We start from the raw sequence: 19365 nt of genomic DNA, 5'->3' as shown, positions 1-19365 counted from the left end.
GGCCCGGACCTTCGGCCCTCCCTTCGCCCGGGGGTTCGCAGCCAGGGCTCGATCGGCGACAGCGGTTCGCCCTGGCAGAGCCCCGCCCCCGCCGTCCCTACCTCCGCTCGACCAAGGTCAGCAGCGACGCCTCCGGCGGGCAGGCGAACCGTACCGGTGTGTAGCGATTCGCCCCGCAGCCCGCCGAGACGTGCATGTACGACGTCCGGCCCTCCGCCGTATGCGTGGACAGGCCTTTCACGCGGTCCGTGTCCAGGTCGCAGTTGGTGACGAAGGCGCCGTAGAAGGGGAGGCAGAGCTGGCCGCCGTGGGTGTGGCCGGCCAGGATCAGGGGGTAGCCGTCGGCCGTGAAGGCGTCCAGGGTGCGCAGGTACGGGGCGTGGACCACGCCCATCGAGAAGTCGGCCGACTCCGACGGGCCGCCGGCCACGCGCGCGTAGCGGTCCCGCTTGATGTGCGGGTCGTCGAGGCCCGTCAGCTCGATCTCCGCGCCCTCGACCTTCAGCGTCCCCCGCGTGTTCGTCAGGTTCAGCCAGCCCGCCGTGTCGAAGCCGTCGCGGAGGTCCTCCCACGGGTTGTGGATGGCGGCCACGACCGGTGCGTTGCCGTTCAGACCGTGCCGGCCCTGCGCCTTCTCGAGCAAGTAGCGGGCGGGGTTGCGGAGTCTGGGGCCGTAGTAGTCGTTCGAACCGAAGACGTACGCCCCCGGGAACTCCATCAGGGGGCCGAGCGCGTCCAGTACCTCCGGCACGCCTTCCGGGTCGGAGAGGTTGTCCCCAGTGTTGATGACGAAGTCGGGGCGCAGCCCGGCCAGCGAACGCAGCCAGCGCTGCTTCTTGCGCTGGCCGCTCACCATGTGGATGTCGGAGACCTGGAGGACGCGGAGCGGCCGCATCCCCGGCGGCAGGACCGGGACCGTCACCCGCCGGAGACGGAAGGAACGGGGCTCGAAACCCGCCGCGTACAACAGACCGGCGGCGCCCACCGCCGTGATTCCCAGGGGTACTCCGTATCGCGCGCGCATACGTCCATCGTGTCAGACCCCGGAAGCCCCGCGTCCACGCCTGTGGACAACCCCGGACGCATGCACAGCTCGCGCCGAAATCAGCAGGCGACCGGCGCACCACACCTGCGACAATCGACGGCATGACCACGCTCAAGTCGAAGCTGCAGGAAGACCTCAACGCCGCGATCAAGGGGCGCGACGAGCTCCGCTCCTCGACGCTCCGGCTGACCCTCGCTGCCATCACCAAGGAGGAGGTCGCGGGCAAGACCAAGCGCGAACTCTCCGACGACGAGGTGCAGAAGGTGATCACCCGAGAGGCGAAGAAGCGCCGTGAGGCCGCCGATGCCTTCGCGCAGGGCGGGCGCCTCGAGTCGGCCGAGCGGGAGAAGGCGGAGGGTGAGGTTCTCGCCGCGTACCTGCCCAAGCAGCTGTCCGACGAGGAGCTCCAGCAGATCGTCGCCCAGGCCGTCGAGGAGGCGAAGGCGGCGGGTGCCGAGGGGCCGCGTGCCATGGGGCAGGTCATGAAGATCGTGAACCCGAAGGTGGCCGGCCAGGCCGAGGGCGGCCGTGTCGCCGCCGTGGTGAAGAAGCTGCTCGCCGACTGAGGCTTTCCCGTACGGGAGATGCCCGTACGCGAGATGCCCGTACGAGAGATGAGGGTGCCCCCTGTTCGCAGGGGGCACCCTCATTCTGAGTTCACCGATCAGTGACGGGCGTGGGCGACCGATGCCCCCGTGACCGGCCAACTCCCGGAAATGCCGGACCGGTTGGCCCTCCCGGCCCGGGCTCCCACCTTCCCCGTGCCCTTCAGCGAAATTTCGAAGAATTCGCTCCGAAAATCAGGTGGAGCCGCGCGGCTCGCGCTGCGCACATCCCAGGGTGAGCAGGCCCTCGTGAATGTCGGCGCGCCGTTGTCGCAGGAGGCCGCCTGCGCCGAAGTGGGTATGGGCACGGCCAGGGTCAGGGCACCGAGCAACGCACTGAACGTGACACCGAGCCGGGATCCGGGTTTCATGTCCGCTCCACGTGAGGTGGCAACGCCAAGGGCACCCTCAAGGCGGGGGCGAATATGTCATGGCCTCCGCCGAGAAGGTGCCCTTACTGTGGAGCTGACGTAATTACGTCAAGGCGTACGGTTCAGCCGCGCGGTCCGCCGTTTCCGTTACCGCTGTTGCTGTTGCCCTGAATCCATCCCTCGGGAATGGAGAAGGAAGGCGTCGGGAACGTTCCGCCGTCGGTCTGACCGACGATGGTGTTCCCGTTTCCGTTGCCGTTCCCATCGCCGTTGCCGTTGTGGTCGCCCTTGTCCTCGTCCCGGCCCTTGTCGCCGTCGGGAATGTCGACCAGGTTGAAGGACGGGGAGTCCTTGCCCGTGAGGGCGCCGGTCATCAAGTCCCGCCAGATGGGCCCGGGGACCTGACCGCCGTAGACCTTGTCGCGGTAGACGCCGCCGATGTTGATCCCCACCATCTTGACCTTCTGGGTGGCGCTGCCGACCCAGACCGCGCCGGACAGGTTCGGCGTGTAGCCGACGAACCAGGCGTTCCTGCGCTCGTCCGTCGTACCGGTCTTACCGGCGTTGGCGCGGTCGGTGAGGCCGGCCTGCTGCCCCGTACCGGAGTCGGTCACACCGCTCAGCAGGGTGTTGATGGTGTCCGCGGTCTTCTCCGACATCGCCCGCGAGCACGTCGACTTCGGCACTTCGAGGGACTTCTGCGTGCCGTCGATCTTCTGGGTGATCGACTCGATGGCGATCGGGGTGCAGTACATGCCGCGGGAGGCGAAGGCGGCGTACGCGGTGGCCATCGTCAGCGGGGAGATGCCCTTGGCGCCGAGGGCGATGGAGGGCACCTGGGGGAGCTTGTCGCCGTTGCCCTGGACCACGCCGAGCTTGTCGATCTGGTTCATCACCGGGCAGAGGCCGATGTCCGAGATCATCTGCACGAAGTAGGTGTTGACCGATTTTTCCATCGCCTCCTTCAGCCGGTACGGACCGACCTCGGACAGGCTCTCGTTCGGCACCTGCTCGTTGGCCTGGTTGGTCCAGGGCTTGCTGCCGCACGTCTGCACGGGGCTGGGGTAGGGCATCTTGTTCGGCGACGAGTACTCCTTCGTCGCCGGCACGCCCTGCTCCAGCGCGGCCGCGGCCACGAACGGCTTGAAGGTGGAACCGGTCGGGAAGCCGTAGTTCGAGCCGCCCATGTCGTTGTTGACCGAGAAGTTGTACTCGGTCTCGTTCTTCCCATAGCCGTAGGGCTTCGACTGGCCCATGCCGAGGATCTTGCCGGTGCCGGGCTCGACCAGGGTGGCCGCCGCGGCGACCTTGTCCGACTTGTAGACGTGCTCCTTTATCGACGTCTGCACCGACTCCTGGGACTGCGGGTCGAGCGTCGTACGGATCGTCAGGCCGCCCTGGTTCCAGATCTTCGCCCGGTCCTCCTTGGTCTTGCCGAAGACCGGGTCGCTCAGGAAGACGTGCTCCACGTACTTGCAGAAGAAGCTGGCGCCCCTGACGGCCGTGATGCAGCCGTTCTTGGGCTGGCTCACGTGCAGGCCGAGCTTCTTCTCCTTGGCCGCGTCCGCTTCCTGCTGGGAGATGTCGTGCACCTCGGCCATGCGCTGCAGCACGGTGTTGCGGCGCTTGGTGGCCTCCGCCTCGTCATTGGCCGGGTCGTAGCGGCTGGGCGACTGGACGATGCCGGCGAGCAGCGCCGACTCCTGGAGGTTCAGGTCCTTGGCCGGCTTGGAGAAGTAGCGCTGGGCGGCGGCCTCGATGCCGTAGGCCTGCTCGCCGAAGAACGTGATGTTCAGGTAGTTCTCGAGGATCTTCTTCTTGCCGAGCTTCTCCTCGAGCTGGATCGCGTACTTGAGCTCGCGGATCTTGCGGCCGAGGGTCTGCTGGGTGGCCTGGGCGACCTTCGTCGGGTCGTCGCCGGCCTCCTCGACGAAGTAGTTCTTCACCAGCTGCTGGGTGAGCGTGGAGGCGCCCTGGGCCACTCCGCCGTTCTGCGCGTTCTGGTTCAGGGCGCGCAGGACGCCCTTGAGGTCGACCGCGCCGTGCTGGTAGAAGCGCGAGTCCTCGATCGCGACGATCGCCTTCTGCATGTACGGCGAGATGTCCTTGAGGTCGACCACCGTGCGGTCGCGCGAGTAGACCGTCGCGATCTGACCGCCCTGGCTGTCCAGGATCGTGGTCCGCTGACTCAGCGACGGACTCTTCAGGTTGTCGGGAATCTCATCGAACCCCTGCACGGATCCCTTGGCCGCCAGGCCGAGCGCGCCCGCGGCGGGCAGTGCGATTCCGGCCATGACGGCGCCTGCGAGCACGCTGACACCGAGGAACTTGGCGGCCTGCTGCGTGGCCGACAGACCACCGCCCGAGCGCTTCTTTGGCATGAGGGCAGCCTACGTTCTCATTCGCCGGACACGCGTATATGCCTTGGCCTAAGCTGCTCTCAACTGTCACAGCAGTGCGGCCACGTATCAATACGTCCGGCGACCCCGAATCGTTCCGGAGGATCCCCAACTTTTTGTCGGGGGTTCGTTGAGGGCGTGTCCGAATCAGCCTCATGCGTCACCAGGCGTCCGTTGTGACTCAACTGAACTGTCCCGGTTTGCCGGGATGCTCACGCATGTCCTCGGCTCACTCCCCCGGGTGATCTGCCGCTTACGCATAGTCCGTTCGGGCCATTCAAGATTGGGCCCGAAGGGGGTGTTGCGCTGTGCCCACCTTCCGTAACGTCCTCAACTGGCGGCGGTGAATATGCCGCTGCCGCCGTGGGGGAGCCTCGATTCGGGAGAGGACGGCGCCGGTATGGGCTGGGTAACCGACTGGAGTGCGCAGGCGGCCTGCCGCACTACCGATCCAGATGAACTGTTCGTTCAAGGAGCAGCGCAGAACAGGGCGAAGGCAGTGTGTACCGGATGTCCGGTACGCACGGAGTGCCTCGCCGATGCGCTCGACAACCGCGTCGAATTCGGCGTGTGGGGTGGCATGACGGAGCGGGAGCGCCGCGCATTGCTGCGCCGCCGGCCGACCGTCACCTCGTGGCGTCGCCTGCTGGAGACCGCGCGTACGGAGTACGAGCGCGGCGCGGGCCTGCTGCCCCTCGACGAGGAAGAGGTGTACGAGCGCTACGCGGCGGTGGGCTGAGGGCGTTCCTCTCAGGCACCCGGTTCGAGGGTTTCGGGCAGCTCCGGCCGATTGGCCGCGAGCCGGTCCCCGATGTCCCGCAGCCCCGCGAGATCGTGTACGTCGCCCGGCAGGGCGGCCACTTCGGCCACCGCCACCTCGGGGTGGAGCGCGGCGAAGCGGTCACGCGTGCGCTGCTCGCGGGAGAGCAGCTGCATGCGCTCGGCATGCAGCCTCAGCAGGCCTGCGGTGAGCTGCTCAACGGTCCGGTCGGTGTCCGTGTCGGCGGTCCGGTCCTTGTCCGTGACGGCGGTCTGATGCTCGTCCGTGACGGCGGTCCTGTCCGTGGCGGCGGGGGAGCCTTCGTCGGAACCGTCAGGAGCTGGCGTTTCGGAAGCGGGAGATTCTGAACTGGCGTACGTGTCGGGAGAGTTACGAAGTCCAGCTTTCCCGTCCCCCTGATCCACAATGCGGGCCTCGTCAAGATTTTCTGCAGCCGCGGAATCAAGATCTTCCGCGGCGGCGAGTGCCCGCTCGGCGGACAGCTGAGTGGCGCCGCTGCCGTGCACCCGGTTGAGCACCAGACCGGCGAACGGCATGTCCTCCGCGGCCAGTCGCTCCACGAAGTACGCGGCCTCGCGCAGCGCGTCCCGCTCCGGGGCCGCCACCACCAGGAACGCCGTGCCGGGCGCCTGAAGCAGCTTGTACGTGGCGTCCGCGCGCGTACGAAAGCCCCCGAACGTCGTGTCCATCGCGGCCACGAACGTTTGGACGTCTTTGAGGAGTTGGCCCCCCAGGAGCTTGCCCAGGGTGCCTGTCATCATCGACATCCCCACGTTCAGGAACTTCATCCCCGCCCGGCCGCCCAGCTTCGCCGGCGCCGTCAGCATCCGGATCAGCCTCCCGTCCAGGAACGAGCCCAGCCGCTTCGGGGCGTCCAGGAAGTCCAGCGCCGAGCGCGAGGGCGGCGTGTCGACGACGATGAGATCCCATGCGTCCCGCGCCCGCAGCTGCCCCAGCTTCTCCATCGCCATGTACTCCTGCGTGCCCGCGAAGCCCGCCGAAAGCGACTGGTAGAAGGGGTTGTTGAGAATCGTGGCGGCCCGCTCCGGGTCCGCGTGCGCCTCGACGATCTCGTCGAAGGTGCGCTTCATGTCGAGCATCATGGCGTGCAGCTCGCCGTCCCCCTCGATGCCCTTCACGCGCCTCGGGGTGTTGTCCAGCGAGTCGATGCCCATGGACTGGGCGAGCCTGCGCGCCGGGTCGATGGTGAGCACGACCACCTTGCGGCCGCGCTCGGCGGCGCGCAGCCCCAGGGCCGCCGCTGTGGTCGTCTTGCCGACGCCGCCCGAGCCGCAGCACACCACGATGCGGGTCTTCGGGTCGTCGAGCAGCGGGTCGACGTCGAGTACGCGGGCCGGGTTCAGACTCATGAGATCCCTTGCGTGCGCAGTTCCGCGGCGAGCTCGTACAGGCCCGCCAGGTCCATTCCGTCGGCGAGCAGCGGCAGTTCGTGCAGTGGCAGGTCCTGCTCGGTGAGCACGGCCCGCTGCTCGCGCTCCAGGGTGTGGCGCTCGGCGTACTCCTCGGCCTGCTGGAGCAGCGGGTCCACGAGCCGCTCGGCGAGTCCGCCGCGGCGGGCACCGCCGAGTCCGGCCGCGGAGAGCGACTTGGCGATGGCCGTACGCGGAACGGCGGTCGTGAGCTCCAGGTCGGTGTCGTCCAGGAGCGCGGGCCGCACCATGTTCACGATGATTCGTCCGACCGGCAGCTTCGCCGCCCGCAGCTCGACGATGCCGTCCGCGGTCTCCTGGACGGGCATCTCCTCAAGGAGCGTCACCAAGTGCACCGCGGTCTCCGGGGACTTGAGGACGCGCATGACGGCCTGTGCCTGATTGTGTATCGGCCCGATCTTCGCGAGGCCGGCCACCTCGTCGTTGACGTTCAGGAAACGGGTGATGCGCCCCGTGGGCGGCGCGTCCATCACCACGTAGTCGTACGCGAACCGCCCGCTCTTGTCCTTGCGGCGTACGGCCTCGCAGGCCTTGCCGGTCAGGAGCACATCTCGTAGACCGGGCGCGATGGTGGTCGCGAAGTCGATGGCGCCGAGCTTCTTCAGGGCACGCCCGGCGCCGCCCAGCTTGTAGAACATCTGGAGGTAGTCCAGAAGGGCCAGTTCGGGGTCGATGGCGAGTGCGTACACCTCCCCGCCCCCAGGAGCGACGGCGATCTTCCGCTCCTCATAGGGCAGCGCTTCTGTCTCGAAGAGCTGCGCGATGCCCTGTCTGCCCTCGACCTCGACGAGGAGGGTGCGCTTGCCCTCGGTCGCGAGGGCGAGCGCGAGGGCCGCGGCCACCGTGGTCTTGCCGGTACCGCCCTTGCCGCTGACGACCTGGAGCCTGCTCACGTATTCGAGCCTAACCAGTCCGCCGCCGTACTACGCAGGAGGCTGTGGACAACGTGTGCGCGAGGCCCTGGACGGCAACGGCTAAAGTCGGCCGCATGACCAAGTGGGAATACGCAACCGTGCCGCTGCTCGTCCATGCCACGAAGCAGATTCTGGACACCTGGGGCGAGGACGGCTGGGAGCTCGTCCAGGTCGTGCCCGGGCCGAACAACCCCGAGCAGCTGGTGGCCTACCTGAAGCGGGAGAAGTCGGCATGAGCGGCGCCGTCGAGTCGAAGCTGGCGGAACTCGGGCTGAGCCTGCCGGACGTCGTACCGCCGCTGGCCGCGTACCAGCCCGCCGTGCAGTCCGGTGTGTACGTCTACACCGCGGGCCAGCTGCCGATCGTGGACGGCAAGCTTCCGGTCACCGGCAAGGTGGGCGCCGAGGTCACCGCCGAGGAGGCCAAGGAGCTGGCCCGCACCTGCGCGCTGAACGCCCTCGCCGCGGTCAAGTCCGTCGCGGGCGACCTCGACCGCATCGCGCGTGTCGTGAAGGTCGTCGGCTTCGTCGCCTCCGCCTCGGACTTCACGGGTCAGCCCGGCGTCCTGAACGGCGCGAGCGAGCTCCTGGGCGCGGTCCTCGGTGACAAGGGCGTCCACGCCCGCAGCGCGGTCGGCGTGGCGGTCCTCCCGCTGGACGCCCCTGTGGAGGTCGAGGTCCAGGTGGAGCTGACGCAGGCGTAGGGCGTGGGCCGCGGGCAGGGTCTTCCGCCCGCGCCGCCCCCTCCCCGCGCCCCTGAGGGGCGCGGGGACCTGCGCGACAAGCCCCCACGGGCCCGCAGCAAAGTGACAACCCAGGGGGGTTGGGGGGCGTAGCCCCCCAGGTACGGGAATGGGCAGAGCCGGTGGGGGCGAAAACACCCCCACCGGCACCCCGGCACCGTACGCCGTGATCGTCGACCGCCTCTCGAACATCCGCCCGGCACGGGATAGCCTCCGCCCATGGCGAATGGGCAGTGGTACCCAGCGGAGTGGCCCGAGAGGATCCGCGCGCTCGCGCAGGGCACCCTGACACCGGTGGCCCCCAAGCGGGCGGCCACCGTCATGCTGCTCAAGGACACCGAGGCCACCCCCGTGGTGCACATGTTGCGCAGACGCGCCTCCATGGCCTTCGCCGGAGGCGCGTACGCGTATCCGGGCGGCGGCGTGGACCCCCGCGACGACGAGCACCAGATCCGCTGGGCGGGCCCCACGCGCGCGTGGTGGGCGAACAGGCTCGGCGTGGACGAGACTTCTGCCCAGGCCATCGTCTGCGCGGCGGTCCGCGAGACGTACGAGGAGGCGGGCGTCCTGCTCGCCGGGCCCACCCCCGACACCGTGGTCGGCGACACCACGGGCGAGGAGTGGGAGGCGGACCGCGCGGCCCTGGTCGCCCGCGATCTCTCCTTCGCCGAGTTCCTCGACCGCAGAGGGCTCGTGCTCAGGTCCGACCTCCTGGGCGTCTGGACCCGGTGGATCACCCCCGAATTCGAAACTCGCCGCTACGACACCTGGTTCTTCGTGGCCGCCCTCCCGGAGGGCCAGCGCACCCGCAACGCCTCCACGGAGGCCGACCGCACCGTGTGGATCCGCCCCACGGACGCGGCCGACGGATACGACAAGGGCGAACTCCTGATGATGCCGCCCACCGTCGCCACCCTGCGCCAGCTCATCCCGTACGACAGCGCCGCCGCCGTCCTCGCCGCCGCGCCCGCCCGCGACCTGACCCCCGTCCTGGCCAAGGCCCGCCTGGAGAACGGCGAAGTGGTCCTCGCCTGGCCCGGCCACGACGAGTTCACCAAGCACATCCCGACCGGTGGAGCCCCCGCATGACCGACGCCACCGCCCTCCCGGGCCAGCCACGCGGCGGAGTACTCTCCGGCCCCGCCACTTCGCGCGCGGTCAACGTGCTCGCCCCCAACGCGTCCGCGATGACGCTGGACGGCACCAACACCTGGATCGTCTCCGAGCCGGACTCCGAGCTCGCCGTGGTGATCGACCCGGGGCCCCTGGACGACATACATCTGCGGAATGTCGTGGATACGGCGGAGAAGGCGGGGAAGCGGGTCGCCCTGACGCTGCTCACGCACGGGCACCCCGATCACGCCGAGGGGGCGGCTCGGTTCGCCGAGCTGACGGGCACGAAGGTGCGGGCCCTCGACCGGGCGCTGCGGCTCGGGGACGAGGGGCTGGCCGCGGGGGACGTGATCACCGTCGGCGGGCTCGAGCTGCGGGTCGTACCGACGCCCGGGCACACCGCCGACTCGCTGTGCTTCCATCTCCCGGCCGACCGGGCCGTGCTGACCGGGGACACCATCCTGGGCCGCGGTACGACCGTGGTGGCCCATCCGGACGGCCGTCTGGGCGACTATCTCGACTCCCTGCGCCGGCTCCGCTCCCTGACGGTCGACGACGGCGTCCACACCGTCCTGCCCGGCCACGGGCCCGTCCTCGAGGACGCCCAGGGAGCCGTGGAGTTCTACCTCGCCCATCGCGCCCACCGCCTCGCCCAGGTCGAAACGGCGGTCGAGAACGGTTACCGGTCGCCGGACGCGGTCGTCGCGCATGTGTACGCGGACGTGGACCGTTCGCTATGGCCCGCGGCGGAACTGTCCGTGCGCGCGCAGATGGACTACCTGCGCGAGCACGGCCTCATCTAGGGCACTTGGGCAACGGGGGTCCCCCGGCGTTTTTGAGGCTCCTGGGGAGGCACTCAGGGGCGCGACGCCTTGATGCCGTGCACGCGCGCGTACTCCTCGGCCAGCCACGGTCCGAGCTCGTCGACGTACGAGCGCAGGACGGCGAGGTCGCCCGTCGGCTCGTACCCGAGAACGGCCGCCTCGCGCAGCTGCGCGGCCCGCTCCGGGTAGTACGCGCCGAACGCCCCGGCCATCTCCTTCAGGTCGCTGGTCCAGCCGTTCCAGCGGGGCATGACGAGCGTGAAGCCGGTGCGGACGAGATGGCGTGACATGAAGCGGACCAGCGGGCGCCGGGCCTCGTCCGTGTCGGCGGCACCGGCGATCCGCTCCCGCCAGCGCGGCAGGAGCAGGGCGAGGTCGCCGTTGGTCTCCCGGGCGAGGCGGGAGTCGGGGCGATAGCGCGGCAGGAACGCGGCCAGATCCTCGCCCAGGAGAGGCGTACAGAGGCAGGCGACGAACCATCCGAGGTCGTACGTCTCCAGGTCGCTCAGCAGCCGCTCACGGCTGAACAGCAGCGTCCCGGCGCCGTCGATCTGCGGGAACTCCTTGTCGAGTTCCTCGTCGAGCGCTCGCGCGGCCTCCCGGTCCGCCTCGGTGGGCTCCTCGCGCAGCGCCAGCAGCAGATCCAGGTCGCTGCGCCCCACGCGCGCGGTGCCACGCGGAATCGACCCGTAGAGGTACGCGCTCGTCATCCGCGCCCCGAAGACGTCCGACAACCGATCGCGAGCCGCGACGACGACGGGCCGGAACGCGTGCGGAATCCGCCCGAGGGATCCCTCGGGCTCGATGAAGCCCTGGGCGTCGAGCCCTCTGCGCTGCCCATTTCCAGACATGCGGCCACTGTGCCCTGTTGGAGAGGGCGGGGCAGGTCATTTTCAGCTGGGCGTCCGGGCGGGAGATTTCTTGGCCCGTCCGGCGTTTGAGGACGAGGCCGTCAAGGCCGACAGCGGGGGGTCTGGGGGCGCAGCTCCCAGGTACGGGACTGGCAGGGGCGGAGGGGGCGAAAAGCATCCCCGGCAACCACAACGGGGTCCCGCCTTCCAAGAAGGCGGGACCCCGTCGACGTACAGCCAGAACTCAGCGCGACCGCTTGGCCAGCCGCTCCACGTCCAACAGAATCACGGCCCGCGCCTCCAGGCGGAGCCACCCGCGCCCCGCGAAGTCCGCGAGCGCCTTGTTGACCGTCTCGCGAGAGGCGCCGACCAGCTGGGCGAGCTCCTCCTGTGTGAGGTCGTGCACGACGTGGATGCCCTCTTCGGACTGCACACCGAAGCGGCGCGAGAGGTCCAGGAGCGCCCGGGCCACGCGGCCGGGCACGTCCGAGAACACCAGGTCGGACATCTGGTCGTTGGTCTTGCGCAGGCGCCGGGCGACGGCGCGCAGCAGCGCGGCGGCCACCTCGGGCCGTGCGTTCAGCCACGGCTGGAGGTCGCCGTGGCCGAGGCCCAGCAGCTTGACCTCGGTCAGCGCGGTGGCGGTCGCCGTGCGCGGGCCCGGGTCGAACAGCGACAGCTCGCCGATCAGCTCACCGGGGCCGAGGACGGCGAGCATGTTCTCGCGGCCGTCGGGGGAGGTGCGGTGGAGCTTCACCTTGCCCTCGGTGACCACGTAGAGGCGGTCCCCGGGGTCGCCCTCGTGAAAGAGAGCGTCGCCGCGTGCGAGGGTCACCTCACTCATGGAGGCGCGGAGCTCCGCGGCCTGCTCGTCATCGAGCGCCGCGAAGAGCGGGGCGCGCCGCAGAACGTCGTCCACGAGTTCTCTCCTTGTCGACCTGCTCAGGGGATCTTGCCCCCCGGTGTACCAGGGGACCGTGTTCCCCATCTTGCCGGACGGTCCAAACAGTGTGATCAGTCACAAGTCTGCCGCACTGGCGTCCCGGGCAGTGCGGCAGGGGGCCAATTGGGGGCCGATCTCCTGGGTCCGGGGCGGATGTCGGTGCCGGGCTTTAGGCTGGCCGGGTGTCCAAATCGCCGGTGAGAGCACAGGACAAGGGGGCTGGGCGGGTGGTTGTACGTCGCGATTCCGCTGTGGGCGAACATGTCCCCGACGGAACCAAGAAACCGACAAAAGCGACAAAATCGACGGCTACGAAGACGGCGGCCGCCAAAAAGGGGACGGCGACGAAAGTGACGGCTGCCAAGAAAACGTCGGCCACGAAGTCGACAGCCGCCAAGAAGCCCACGGCTGCCAAGAAGGCCACGGTCGCGAAGAAGGCCACGGCCGCCGGTACGACCGTCGCCGAAGCCGCCGCGGGCAGGACACCGACCTCCGCCAAGAGGACCCCGGCCAAGAAGTCGCCGTCGGCCAAGAAGTCGACCCCGGCCAAGAAGCCCCCGCAGAAGGCGCCCCCGCCGGACACCGCCCTCGTCCGCCGAGCCCGCCGCATCAACCGCGAGCTCGCCGAGGTGTACCCGTACGCCCACCCGGAGCTGGACTTCGAGAACCCCTTCCAGCTGATCATCGCCACGGTCCTGTCCGCCCAGACCACCGACCTGCGGGTGAACCAGACGACTCCGGCGCTCTTCGCCAAGTACCCGACCCCCGAGGACCTGGCCGAGGCGAACCCGGAGGAGGTCGAGGAGATCCTGCGCCCGACCGGGTTCTTCCGGGCCAAGACCAAGTCGGTGATAGGGCTCTCCAAGGCGTTGCGGGACGACTTCGGGGGCGAGGTCCCCGGCCGCCTCGAAGACCTCGTCAAGCTCCCCGGCGTAGGCCGCAAGACCGCCTTCGTCGTCCTTGGGAACGCCTTCGGGCGGCCCGGAATCACCGTGGACACGCACTTCCAGCGGCTCGTCCGCCGCTGGAAGTGGACCGACGAGACCGACCCGGACAAGATCGAGGCGGCTGTCGGCGCGCTCTTCCCGAAGAGTGAGTGGACGATGCTCTCCCACCACGTGATCTTCCACGGCCGCCGTATCTGCCACGCCCGCAAGCCCGCCTGCGGCGCCTGCCCCATCGCCCCGCTCTGCCCGGCGTACGGGGAGGGCGAGACCGACCCCGAAAAGGCGAAGAAGCTCCTGAAGTACGAGAAGGGCGGCTTCCCCGGCCAGCGCCTCAAGCCCCCGCAGGCCTACCTGGACGCCGGCGGCATCCCCGCACCCCCACTGGGCGCCGGATGACGGAACGAACACGGCACCGGCAGGCGTTGGGAACAGCAGAACGGGGGTGGCGATGACGCACACGAGCAATACGCAGGGCGGGCCGGTGGCACTCAGCAAGGACGGCCTGCCCGACTGGCTGGCCCCGGTGGTGCGCGCCGCCGAGACGGTCGAGCCGCTCCAGCTGAGCCGCTTCCTGCCCCCGGAGAACGGCGCGGGGCGCCAGTCCGCCGTCCTCATCCTGTTCGGCGAGGGCGACCGCGGCCCCGAGCTGCTGCTCATGGAGCGCGCCGGCTCCCTGAGGTCGCACGCCGGGCAGCCCTCCTTCCCCGGCGGCGCCCTCGACCCCGAGGACGGTGACCCGAAGGCCGACGGGCCGCTGCGGGCCGCGCTGCGCGAGGCCGAGGAGGAGACCGGGCTCGATCCGAGCGGTGTCCAGCTCTTCGGCGTGCTGCCCAAGCTGTACATCCCGGTGAGCAGCTTCGTGGTCACCCCGGTCCTGGGCTGGTGGCGCCGCCCGACCCCGGTCGGTGTCGTCGATCCCGCGGAGACGGCCCGGGTCTTCACGGTCCCCGTGGCGGATCTCACGGACCCCGCCAACCGCGCCACCACCGTGCACCCCAGCGGCCACCGAGGTCCGGCATTTCTGGTGGAATCGGCTCTGGTCTGGGGTTTCACGGCCGGAGTGATCGACAAGATCGTGCATTACGCGGGCTGGGAGCGCCCCTGGGACCGGGACAAGCAGGTCCCGCTGGACTGGCGCGCATGACAAGGTGACCTTCGTGCTGTGTCTGCCTGGGGGACAACCCCCAGACCCCCGGCCGGGCGATCGCGACCGGAAAGTGATGAGGCGAGGCTTGAAGCGGTGAACGTGCTGGACATCCTGTTGCTGGTCGCCGCCGTGTGGTTCGCGATCGTGGGCTACCGCCAGGGCTTCGTCGTCGGCATCCTGTCGGTGATCGGCTTCCTGGGCGGTGGCCTCGTCGCCGTATACCTGCTCCCGCTCATCTGGGGCTGGGCGACCGACGACACCAAGGTAAGTACGACCGCCGCCGTCGTCGCGGTGGTCGTCGTGATCGTCTGCGCCTCCGTGGGCCAGGCCCTCACCACGCACCTGGGCAACAAGCTGCGCCGGTACATCACCTGGTCCCCGGCCCGCGCCCTGGACGCGACGGGCGGCGCCCTGGTCAACGTCGTGGCGATGCTGCTGGTCGCCTGGCTGATCGGCTCGGCCCTCGCCGGTACGACGCTGCCGACGCTCGGCAAGGAGGTCCGCAACTCCAAGGTGCTGCTCGGCGTGTCCCGCGCCCTGCCCTCGCAGGCCAACACCTGGTTCGCCGACTTCTCCTCGGTCCTCGCGCAGAACGGCTTCCCGCAGGTCTTCAGCCCGTTCGCCAACGAGCCCATCACCGAGGTCCAGCCCCCCGACCCGGCGCTCGCCAACAGCGCCGTCGCCACTCGCGCCCAGAAGTCCATCGTCAAGGTCATGGGCACCGCGCAGAGCTGCGGCAAGGTCCTCGAAGGCACCGGCTTCGTCTTCGGCAACCGCCGCGTGATGACCAACGCACACGTGGTCGGCGGAGTCGACGAGCCCACCGTCCAGATAGGCGGCGAGGGCAGGAAGTACGACGCCACGGTCGTCCTGTACGACTGGGAGCGCGACATCGCGGTACTCGACGTGCCGAACCTCAACGCGCCGGCGCTCAAGTTCTCGACCCAGGACGCCACCAGCGGCAACAGCGCGATCGTCGCCGGGTTCCCGCAGAACGGGTCGTACAACGTCCAACCCGCGCGCGTGCGCGGCCGCATCACGGCCAACGGACCGGACATCTACCACCGCAAGACGGTGCGCCGCGATGTCTACTCGCTCTACGCGACCGTCCGCCAGGGCAACTCCGGCGGCCCGCTGCTCACACCCGAAGGCAAGGTGTACGGCGTGGTGTTCGCGAAGTCGCTCGACGACGCCAACACCGGGTACGCGCTCACCGCGGACGAGGTCCAGGAGGACGTCACCAAGGGGCGTACAGCCAACCAGCAGGTGGACAGCGACAGCTGCGCGCTGTAGCTCCGGCGGGTGAAAGGTGTCGCCGCGGGCTCAGCCGCGTGGGTGGCGCAGCCGTACCGAGACCCAGCGGGCCCGGCGGCGCAGAATGTGCGGAATCCCCACTCGGGGGTCCGTGCCCGCCAACTGCGGGGTGCCCCTCTGATGGGAGCTCAGGCCCGTGGCCGAGCGGCGGTTTCGTGCTGCGTCACTGTAGTCGTGCGTCCAGCCCATACCCCGACGTGTGCCCCTGCCCCAAGGTCGATAACCGCACCCCGGCCCCCCAATTGGCCTATGCGCCGGGCAATTGGCTGTTCGTAGGACAGGCGTTCTCGTTCGGATACCGGGCGGGACACCCGGCGCGTTCGGACGGTCACCGACGGGTCATCGATGACAGGCCGATGAGGTGCCCATCGGTCACCGATCGGGCTCAGGATCCTTCAGCCAGTTGACGAGTTCCGAGGAGAAGCCCACCGGATCCTCCTCGTGCGGGCTGTGCCGGCCCGGGGGGTAACCCCCGGACCCCCAGCCGGGTGCGGCGCAGGCATGCTTCAGCGGTCGGGCTCAGGATCCTTCAGCCAGTTGACGAGTTCCGAGGAGAAGCCCACCGGATCCTCCTCGTGCGGAAAGTGTCCGAGACCGTCGAACAGCCGCCAGCGGTACGGCGCTTCGACGTACTCCCCGGATCCGGCCGCGCTGCGCGTCCGCATCACCGGGTCGAGTGATCCGTGCAGATGCAGCGTCGGCACCCGAACCGGCCGCTTCATACGCCGGTTGAACTGGATGCCGTCCGGGCGGGCCATGGACCGCACCATCCACCGGTACGGCTCGATCGAGCAATGCGCCGTCGACGGGATGCACATGGCGCGGCGGTACGTCTCCACGGCCTCGTCGTCCGGCAGCCGCGGGCCCGACCAGTCCCGTACCAGACGGCCCACCAGGGCACCGTCGTCCGCGACGAGTTGACGCTCCGGGATCCAGGGCCGCTGGAACCCCCAGATGTAGGAGCCCGCGGCGGTCTGCTTGACGTCGGAGAGCATGGCGGAACGCCAGCGCCGGGGGTGGGGCATGGACGACACCGCGAGCCGGCGTACGAGCTTGGGCCGCATCACGGCCGCCGTCCACGCCAGGTACCCGCCCAGGTCGTGCCCGACCAGCGCGGCGTCGGGCTCGCCGAGGGACCGTACGACCCCGGTGATGTCGAGCGCGAGGTTGGCGGGGTCGTAACCGCGCGGGGTGCGGTCGCTGCCGCCGACGCCGCGCAGGTCCATGGCCACGGCCCGGAACCCGGCGTCCGCGAGCGCGACCAGCTGGTGCCGCCACGCCCACCAGAACTGCGGAAAGCCGTGGAGCAGCAGGACGAGCGGCCCGTCGCCCATCTCGGCGATGTGGAAGCGCGCGCCGTTGGCGGCGACGTCCCTGTGCGTCCAGGGGCCGTCGAGCCGTACGGCTGAGGCCGGTTGCGCCGAAGGTGTGGCGGGGTCCGTCATGAGGACGAGCGTGCCACAGCCTCGACGGTGTCCTCGACCCGCTCCGGGCGGGGATGCGGCTTGGCGTTCTGCAGAACACCCGCCGTCTCCTTCATCGAGGCGGCGACCTTCTGCGGGCCCTGCCCCTTCTTGGCCTTCTTCGCGAAGACCACACCGATGAGTGCGAGGACGGCGGCGACCAGCACATTCGCCGCGAACGACAGCACGAAGCAGATCGCGAGGTTCCAGTGGCTCCAGGTCCGGATGCCGTACGCCAGGGCGAAGCTCAGCATCGGCAGGGAGAAGATCAGCACCGCGCCGGCCGCCGCGAACGCCCCGCCGCCGACTGCACCGCGCTTGACGTCCTGCTTGAGCTGCGCCTTCGCCAGCGCGATCTCGTCGTGCACCAGTGCGGACATCTCGGTCGTCGCCGAGGCGAACAGCTGGCCGATGCTGCGTTCGGCGCCGACCGGGCTGCCGTCGGGTGCGCTCATCGCGATCTCCCTTTTCTGCATATGTGTATGCGGTCCGGCTTCCGCGTCCGCTTTTTTGTTTCAGTACGGTTTGTAACGTGTCGGTACGGTCCGGCGTCTGCGGCAGTCTTCCCGTTTGTGTGATCTGGCATCTGCTTCTGTTTGTACCGTCTGGTCAGATCATGCCGGACCGTCGTCCCCCTCGCTTGCCCCGCCCGTCACTTCGGCAAGCCTCCGGTGTTCGGCGGCCTTCCGCTCGTAGATCTCGGCCATGCGCAGGTGGTACGCCGGGTTGTCCTGCTCGTAGATGTCGGGAATGCCGTCGAGGTCCTCGTCGCGCTCCTCCGCCTCGCAGAGCGCGCGGTACTTGGCGTTGCGTACCTTCAGCAGCGTCGTGGCGAGAACGGCCGCGATCAGCGAGCCGATCAGGACGGCGGCCTTGACCTCGCCGGTCAGCACCGCGTTCTCCTCGAAGGCGAGCTCGCCGATGAGCAGGGAGACGGTGAAGCCGATCCCGGAGAGGCTGGCGACGGCGAAGACGTCCGGCCAGGCCAGATCCTCGCTGAGCGAGGCCCTCGTGAACCGTGCGGTCAGCCAGCTCCCGCCGAAGATACCCACCGCCTTGCCGACGACGAGTCCGAGTACGACACCGAGGGTCTCGGGCTGGGTGAACACATCCCCGAGCGCGCCGCCGGAGACCGTGACCCCCGCGCTGAACAGCGCGAACAGCGGCACGGCGAGCCCGGCGGACAGCGGTCGCACCAGATGCTCGATGTGCTCACCGGGGGAGTGCTCCTCGCCCTCGTGCCGATGGCAGCGCAGCATCAGGCCCATCGCGACACCGGCGACGGTGGCGTGGATACCGCTGTTGTACATCAGCCCCCAGATGACGAGGGCGAGCGGGACGTAGATGTACCACCCGCGTACGCCCTTGCGCAGCAGCAGCCAGAAGACGGCGAGTCCGACGACGGCCCCACCGAGAGCCGCGAAGTCGATGGTGTGGGTGAAGAACACCGCGATGATCAGAATCGCGAACAGGTCGTCGACGACGGCGAGCGTCAGCAGGAAGGCGCGCAGGGCGGACGGCAGCGACGTACCGATCACGGCCAGCACGGCGAGCGCAAAGGCGATGTCGGTGGCGGTGGGCACGGCCCACCCGTCGAGCGCGCCCCCGCCGCTGATGTTGGTGAGGGTGTAGACGAGCGCGGGCACGACCATGCCGCAGACCGCGGCGACCACGGGAAGCAGCGCGGCCTTCGGATCCTTGAGGTCTCCGGCCACGAGCTCGCGCTTGAGTTCGATTCCGGCGACGAAGAAGAACACGGCGAGCAGTCCGTCGGCCGCCCAGTGCTGCACGGACAGGTCGAGCCCGAGGGCGGCGGGTCCGATGTGGAAGTGGCTGACGCTCTCGTAACTGTCCCGCAGCGGAGTGTTCGCCCAGATCAGCGCGGCGATCGCGGCAACCAGCAGCAGCACGCCACCCACGGTCTCCGTACGGAGCGCATCCGCGACGAAGTTCCGCTCGGGCAGGGACAGCCGTCCGAGCAGCTTGCGGGTGGGGGTGCGGGGCGCGGCCACGAGGGAGACCTCCGGTCGGGTAGGCAGGACTGAGCGCTTGCCGACCAGACTTCCCGGCACACCTTGGTTCTTCTTGTCACGCTGTTGACGCGTTCTTTAGCTTACCTAAGATGTGGCCGGGCTTTTGCGGCGATCTTCACATTAGGTGCAAAAGGGGGCCTCGGGCGCGCTGTGGAGACCTGATTCCGGGAGGTGGGGAAGCGGGGAAGTGGGGGCGGGGCGCTCCTGGCCCGGGCGGCAAGTCTTAGCCCGTCCGGCGTTTGAGGACGAGGTCGTTCAGGCCGAAGCGGGGGTCTGGGGGCGGCAGTCCCCAGGTACGGGTCGGGTAGGGGCGGAGGGGGCGAAATCAGCGGCGTTGGCGCAGCGCCTGGGGCAGGGCGATCGCTGAGGCGAGGGCGCCGGGGCCGCGGCGGAGGCCGCCCAGCGGAGGTCGCGCGCGACGT

19 protein-coding genes are annotated in these 19365 nt (G+C 69.4%); 9 read left to right on the top strand and 10 right to left on the bottom strand.

Annotated features, from left to right (window positions below; genetic code table 11):
- Positions 1-97: 97 nt before the first annotated feature.
- Positions 98-1024, bottom strand: a complete 927-nt coding sequence (locus tag ACZ4RZ_RS35425; protein WP_467750934.1) for a metallophosphoesterase — start codon at positions 1022-1024, stop codon at positions 98-100.
- Between the two features lie 122 nt (positions 1025-1146).
- On the opposite strand from ACZ4RZ_RS35425, the gene ACZ4RZ_RS35420 reads away from it, so the two are divergent.
- Complete coding sequence (locus ACZ4RZ_RS35420) at positions 1147-1611, top strand: GatB/YqeY domain-containing protein (protein WP_467750933.1); 465 nt, start codon at positions 1147-1149, stop codon at positions 1609-1611.
- Positions 1612-2143: 532 nt separating this feature from the next.
- Here the strand turns inward: ACZ4RZ_RS35420 and ACZ4RZ_RS35415 are convergent.
- Positions 2144-4402 carry a transglycosylase domain-containing protein gene (locus ACZ4RZ_RS35415; RefSeq protein ID WP_467750932.1) on the bottom strand — a complete coding sequence of 753 codons (2259 nt, stop codon included), beginning with the start codon at positions 4400-4402 and terminating at the stop codon, positions 2144-2146.
- A gap of 418 nt (positions 4403-4820) precedes the next feature.
- Between ACZ4RZ_RS35415 and wblA the strand changes: the two genes are divergently transcribed.
- Positions 4821-5159, top strand: a complete 339-nt coding sequence (wblA, locus tag ACZ4RZ_RS35410) for a transcriptional regulator WblA (RefSeq protein WP_028799159.1) — start codon at positions 4821-4823, stop codon at positions 5157-5159.
- Between the two features lie 11 nt (positions 5160-5170).
- Here the strand turns inward: wblA and bagB are convergent, their stop codons facing one another.
- On the bottom strand, positions 5171-6571 hold the full coding sequence (bagB, locus tag ACZ4RZ_RS35405; RefSeq protein WP_467750930.1) for an ATPase BagB: 1401 nt from the start codon (positions 6569-6571) through the stop codon (positions 5171-5173).
- Complete coding sequence (gene bagA, locus ACZ4RZ_RS35400; RefSeq protein ID WP_467750929.1) at positions 6568-7545, bottom strand: ATPase BagA; 978 nt, start codon at positions 7543-7545, stop codon at positions 6568-6570. Before bagA ends, bagB begins: the two co-directional genes overlap by 4 nt.
- Positions 7546-7640: 95 nt before the next feature.
- On the opposite strand from bagA, the gene ACZ4RZ_RS35395 reads away from it, so the two are divergent.
- The 4 genes from ACZ4RZ_RS35395 to ACZ4RZ_RS35380 all read left to right on the top strand — a co-directional run bounded on the left by ACZ4RZ_RS35395 (position 7641) and on the right by ACZ4RZ_RS35380 (position 10224).
- Positions 7641-7802: a DUF4177 domain-containing protein gene (locus ACZ4RZ_RS35395; protein WP_075033571.1), complete on the top strand. Its 162-nt coding sequence runs from the start codon at positions 7641-7643 to the stop codon at positions 7800-7802.
- Positions 7799-8269, top strand: coding sequence for a RidA family protein (locus tag ACZ4RZ_RS35390; protein WP_467750928.1), 471 nt, complete (start codon positions 7799-7801; stop codon positions 8267-8269). The genes ACZ4RZ_RS35395 and ACZ4RZ_RS35390 overlap by 4 nt, the downstream gene beginning before the upstream one ends.
- A gap of 258 nt (positions 8270-8527) precedes the next feature.
- The gene (locus ACZ4RZ_RS35385) at positions 8528-9397 is read left to right on the top strand and encodes an NUDIX hydrolase (protein ID WP_467750926.1); all 870 of its coding nucleotides are present in this window, start codon (positions 8528-8530) and stop codon (positions 9395-9397) included.
- Complete coding sequence (locus ACZ4RZ_RS35380; protein ID WP_467750925.1) at positions 9394-10224, top strand: MBL fold metallo-hydrolase; 831 nt, start codon at positions 9394-9396, stop codon at positions 10222-10224. The genes ACZ4RZ_RS35385 and ACZ4RZ_RS35380 overlap by 4 nt, the downstream gene beginning before the upstream one ends.
- 53 nt (positions 10225-10277) lie before the next feature.
- On the opposite strand, the gene ACZ4RZ_RS35375 is transcribed toward ACZ4RZ_RS35380, so the two are convergent.
- Together ACZ4RZ_RS35375 and ACZ4RZ_RS35370 are read right to left on the bottom strand one after the other, a co-directional pair.
- The gene (locus ACZ4RZ_RS35375; RefSeq protein ID WP_467750924.1) at positions 10278-11096 is read right to left on the bottom strand and encodes a nucleotidyltransferase domain-containing protein; all 819 of its coding nucleotides are present in this window, start codon (positions 11094-11096) and stop codon (positions 10278-10280) included.
- Between the two features lie 244 nt (positions 11097-11340).
- On the bottom strand, positions 11341-12015 hold the full coding sequence (locus ACZ4RZ_RS35370; RefSeq protein WP_006382668.1) for a Crp/Fnr family transcriptional regulator: 675 nt from the start codon (positions 12013-12015) through the stop codon (positions 11341-11343).
- A 374-nt stretch (positions 12016-12389) separates the two neighbouring features.
- Here ACZ4RZ_RS35370 and nth point away from each other — a divergent pair, with 374 nt between their 5' ends.
- The 3 genes from nth to ACZ4RZ_RS35355 all read left to right on the top strand — a co-directional run bounded on the left by nth (position 12390) and on the right by ACZ4RZ_RS35355 (position 15426).
- Positions 12390-13382 carry an endonuclease III gene (gene nth, locus ACZ4RZ_RS35365; protein ID WP_467750923.1) on the top strand — a complete coding sequence of 331 codons (993 nt, stop codon included), beginning with the start codon at positions 12390-12392 and terminating at the stop codon, positions 13380-13382.
- A gap of 52 nt (positions 13383-13434) precedes the next feature.
- Positions 13435-14130, top strand: coding sequence for an NUDIX hydrolase (locus ACZ4RZ_RS35360; RefSeq protein ID WP_467750922.1), 696 nt, complete (start codon positions 13435-13437; stop codon positions 14128-14130).
- Positions 14131-14226: 96 nt separating this feature from the next.
- The gene (locus ACZ4RZ_RS35355; protein WP_467750921.1) at positions 14227-15426 is read left to right on the top strand and encodes a MarP family serine protease; all 1200 of its coding nucleotides are present in this window, start codon (positions 14227-14229) and stop codon (positions 15424-15426) included.
- Between the two features lie 30 nt (positions 15427-15456).
- Here ACZ4RZ_RS35355 and ACZ4RZ_RS35350 read toward each other — a convergent pair whose 3' ends face one another.
- The 4 genes from ACZ4RZ_RS35350 to nhaA all read right to left on the bottom strand — a co-directional run bounded on the left by ACZ4RZ_RS35350 (position 15457) and on the right by nhaA (position 18922).
- On the bottom strand, positions 15457-15636 hold the full coding sequence (locus tag ACZ4RZ_RS35350) for a hypothetical protein (protein ID WP_399075430.1): 180 nt from the start codon (positions 15634-15636) through the stop codon (positions 15457-15459).
- A 317-nt stretch (positions 15637-15953) separates the two neighbouring features.
- Entirely contained in the window at positions 15954-16892 is a 939-nt protein-coding gene (locus tag ACZ4RZ_RS35345) for an alpha/beta fold hydrolase (RefSeq protein WP_467750920.1), read from the bottom strand.
- The gene (locus tag ACZ4RZ_RS35340) at positions 16889-17365 is read right to left on the bottom strand and encodes a phage holin family protein (protein WP_467750919.1); all 477 of its coding nucleotides are present in this window, start codon (positions 17363-17365) and stop codon (positions 16889-16891) included. Before ACZ4RZ_RS35340 ends, ACZ4RZ_RS35345 begins: the two co-directional genes overlap by 4 nt.
- A gap of 159 nt (positions 17366-17524) precedes the next feature.
- Complete coding sequence (gene nhaA, locus ACZ4RZ_RS35335) at positions 17525-18922, bottom strand: Na+/H+ antiporter NhaA (RefSeq protein ID WP_467750918.1); 1398 nt, start codon at positions 18920-18922, stop codon at positions 17525-17527.
- Positions 18923-19365: the final 443 nt, after the last annotated feature.

This window comes from Streptomyces sp. NPDC027189 (genome assembly GCF_055566975.1).
Note: the sequence above shows the minus strand (reverse complement) of the source record. Positions and strands in the feature narration are given on the sequence as shown.

What these genes read in the sequence shown, in the direction of transcription:
- ACZ4RZ_RS35425 (WP_467750934.1), bottom strand. Translation starts at nt 1,024, where the DNA reads ATGCGCGCGCGATACGGAGTACCCCTGGGAATCACGGCGGTGGGCGCC.
- ACZ4RZ_RS35420 (WP_467750933.1), top strand. Translation starts at nt 1,147, where the DNA reads ATGACCACGCTCAAGTCGAAGCTGCAGGAAGACCTCAACGCCGCGATC.
- ACZ4RZ_RS35415 (WP_467750932.1), bottom strand. Translation starts at nt 4,402, where the DNA reads ATGCCAAAGAAGCGCTCGGGCGGTGGTCTGTCGGCCACGCAGCAGGCC.
- wblA (WP_028799159.1), top strand. Translation starts at nt 4,821, where the DNA reads ATGGGCTGGGTAACCGACTGGAGTGCGCAGGCGGCCTGCCGCACTACC.
- bagB (WP_467750930.1), bottom strand. Translation starts at nt 6,571, where the DNA reads ATGAGTCTGAACCCGGCCCGCGTACTCGACGTCGACCCGCTGCTCGAC.
- ACZ4RZ_RS35395 (WP_075033571.1), top strand. Translation starts at nt 7,641, where the DNA reads ATGACCAAGTGGGAATACGCAACCGTGCCGCTGCTCGTCCATGCCACG.
- ACZ4RZ_RS35390 (WP_467750928.1), top strand. Translation starts at nt 7,799, where the DNA reads ATGAGCGGCGCCGTCGAGTCGAAGCTGGCGGAACTCGGGCTGAGCCTG.
- ACZ4RZ_RS35385 (WP_467750926.1), top strand. Translation starts at nt 8,528, where the DNA reads ATGGCGAATGGGCAGTGGTACCCAGCGGAGTGGCCCGAGAGGATCCGC.
- ACZ4RZ_RS35380 (WP_467750925.1), top strand. Translation starts at nt 9,394, where the DNA reads ATGACCGACGCCACCGCCCTCCCGGGCCAGCCACGCGGCGGAGTACTC.
- ACZ4RZ_RS35375 (WP_467750924.1), bottom strand. Translation starts at nt 11,096, where the DNA reads ATGTCTGGAAATGGGCAGCGCAGAGGGCTCGACGCCCAGGGCTTCATC.
- ACZ4RZ_RS35360 (WP_467750922.1), top strand. Translation starts at nt 13,435, where the DNA reads ATGACGCACACGAGCAATACGCAGGGCGGGCCGGTGGCACTCAGCAAG.
- ACZ4RZ_RS35350 (WP_399075430.1), bottom strand. Translation starts at nt 15,636, where the DNA reads ATGGGCTGGACGCACGACTACAGTGACGCAGCACGAAACCGCCGCTCG.
- ACZ4RZ_RS35345 (WP_467750920.1), bottom strand. Translation starts at nt 16,892, where the DNA reads ATGACGGACCCCGCCACACCTTCGGCGCAACCGGCCTCAGCCGTACGG.
- ACZ4RZ_RS35340 (WP_467750919.1), bottom strand. Translation starts at nt 17,365, where the DNA reads ATGAGCGCACCCGACGGCAGCCCGGTCGGCGCCGAACGCAGCATCGGC.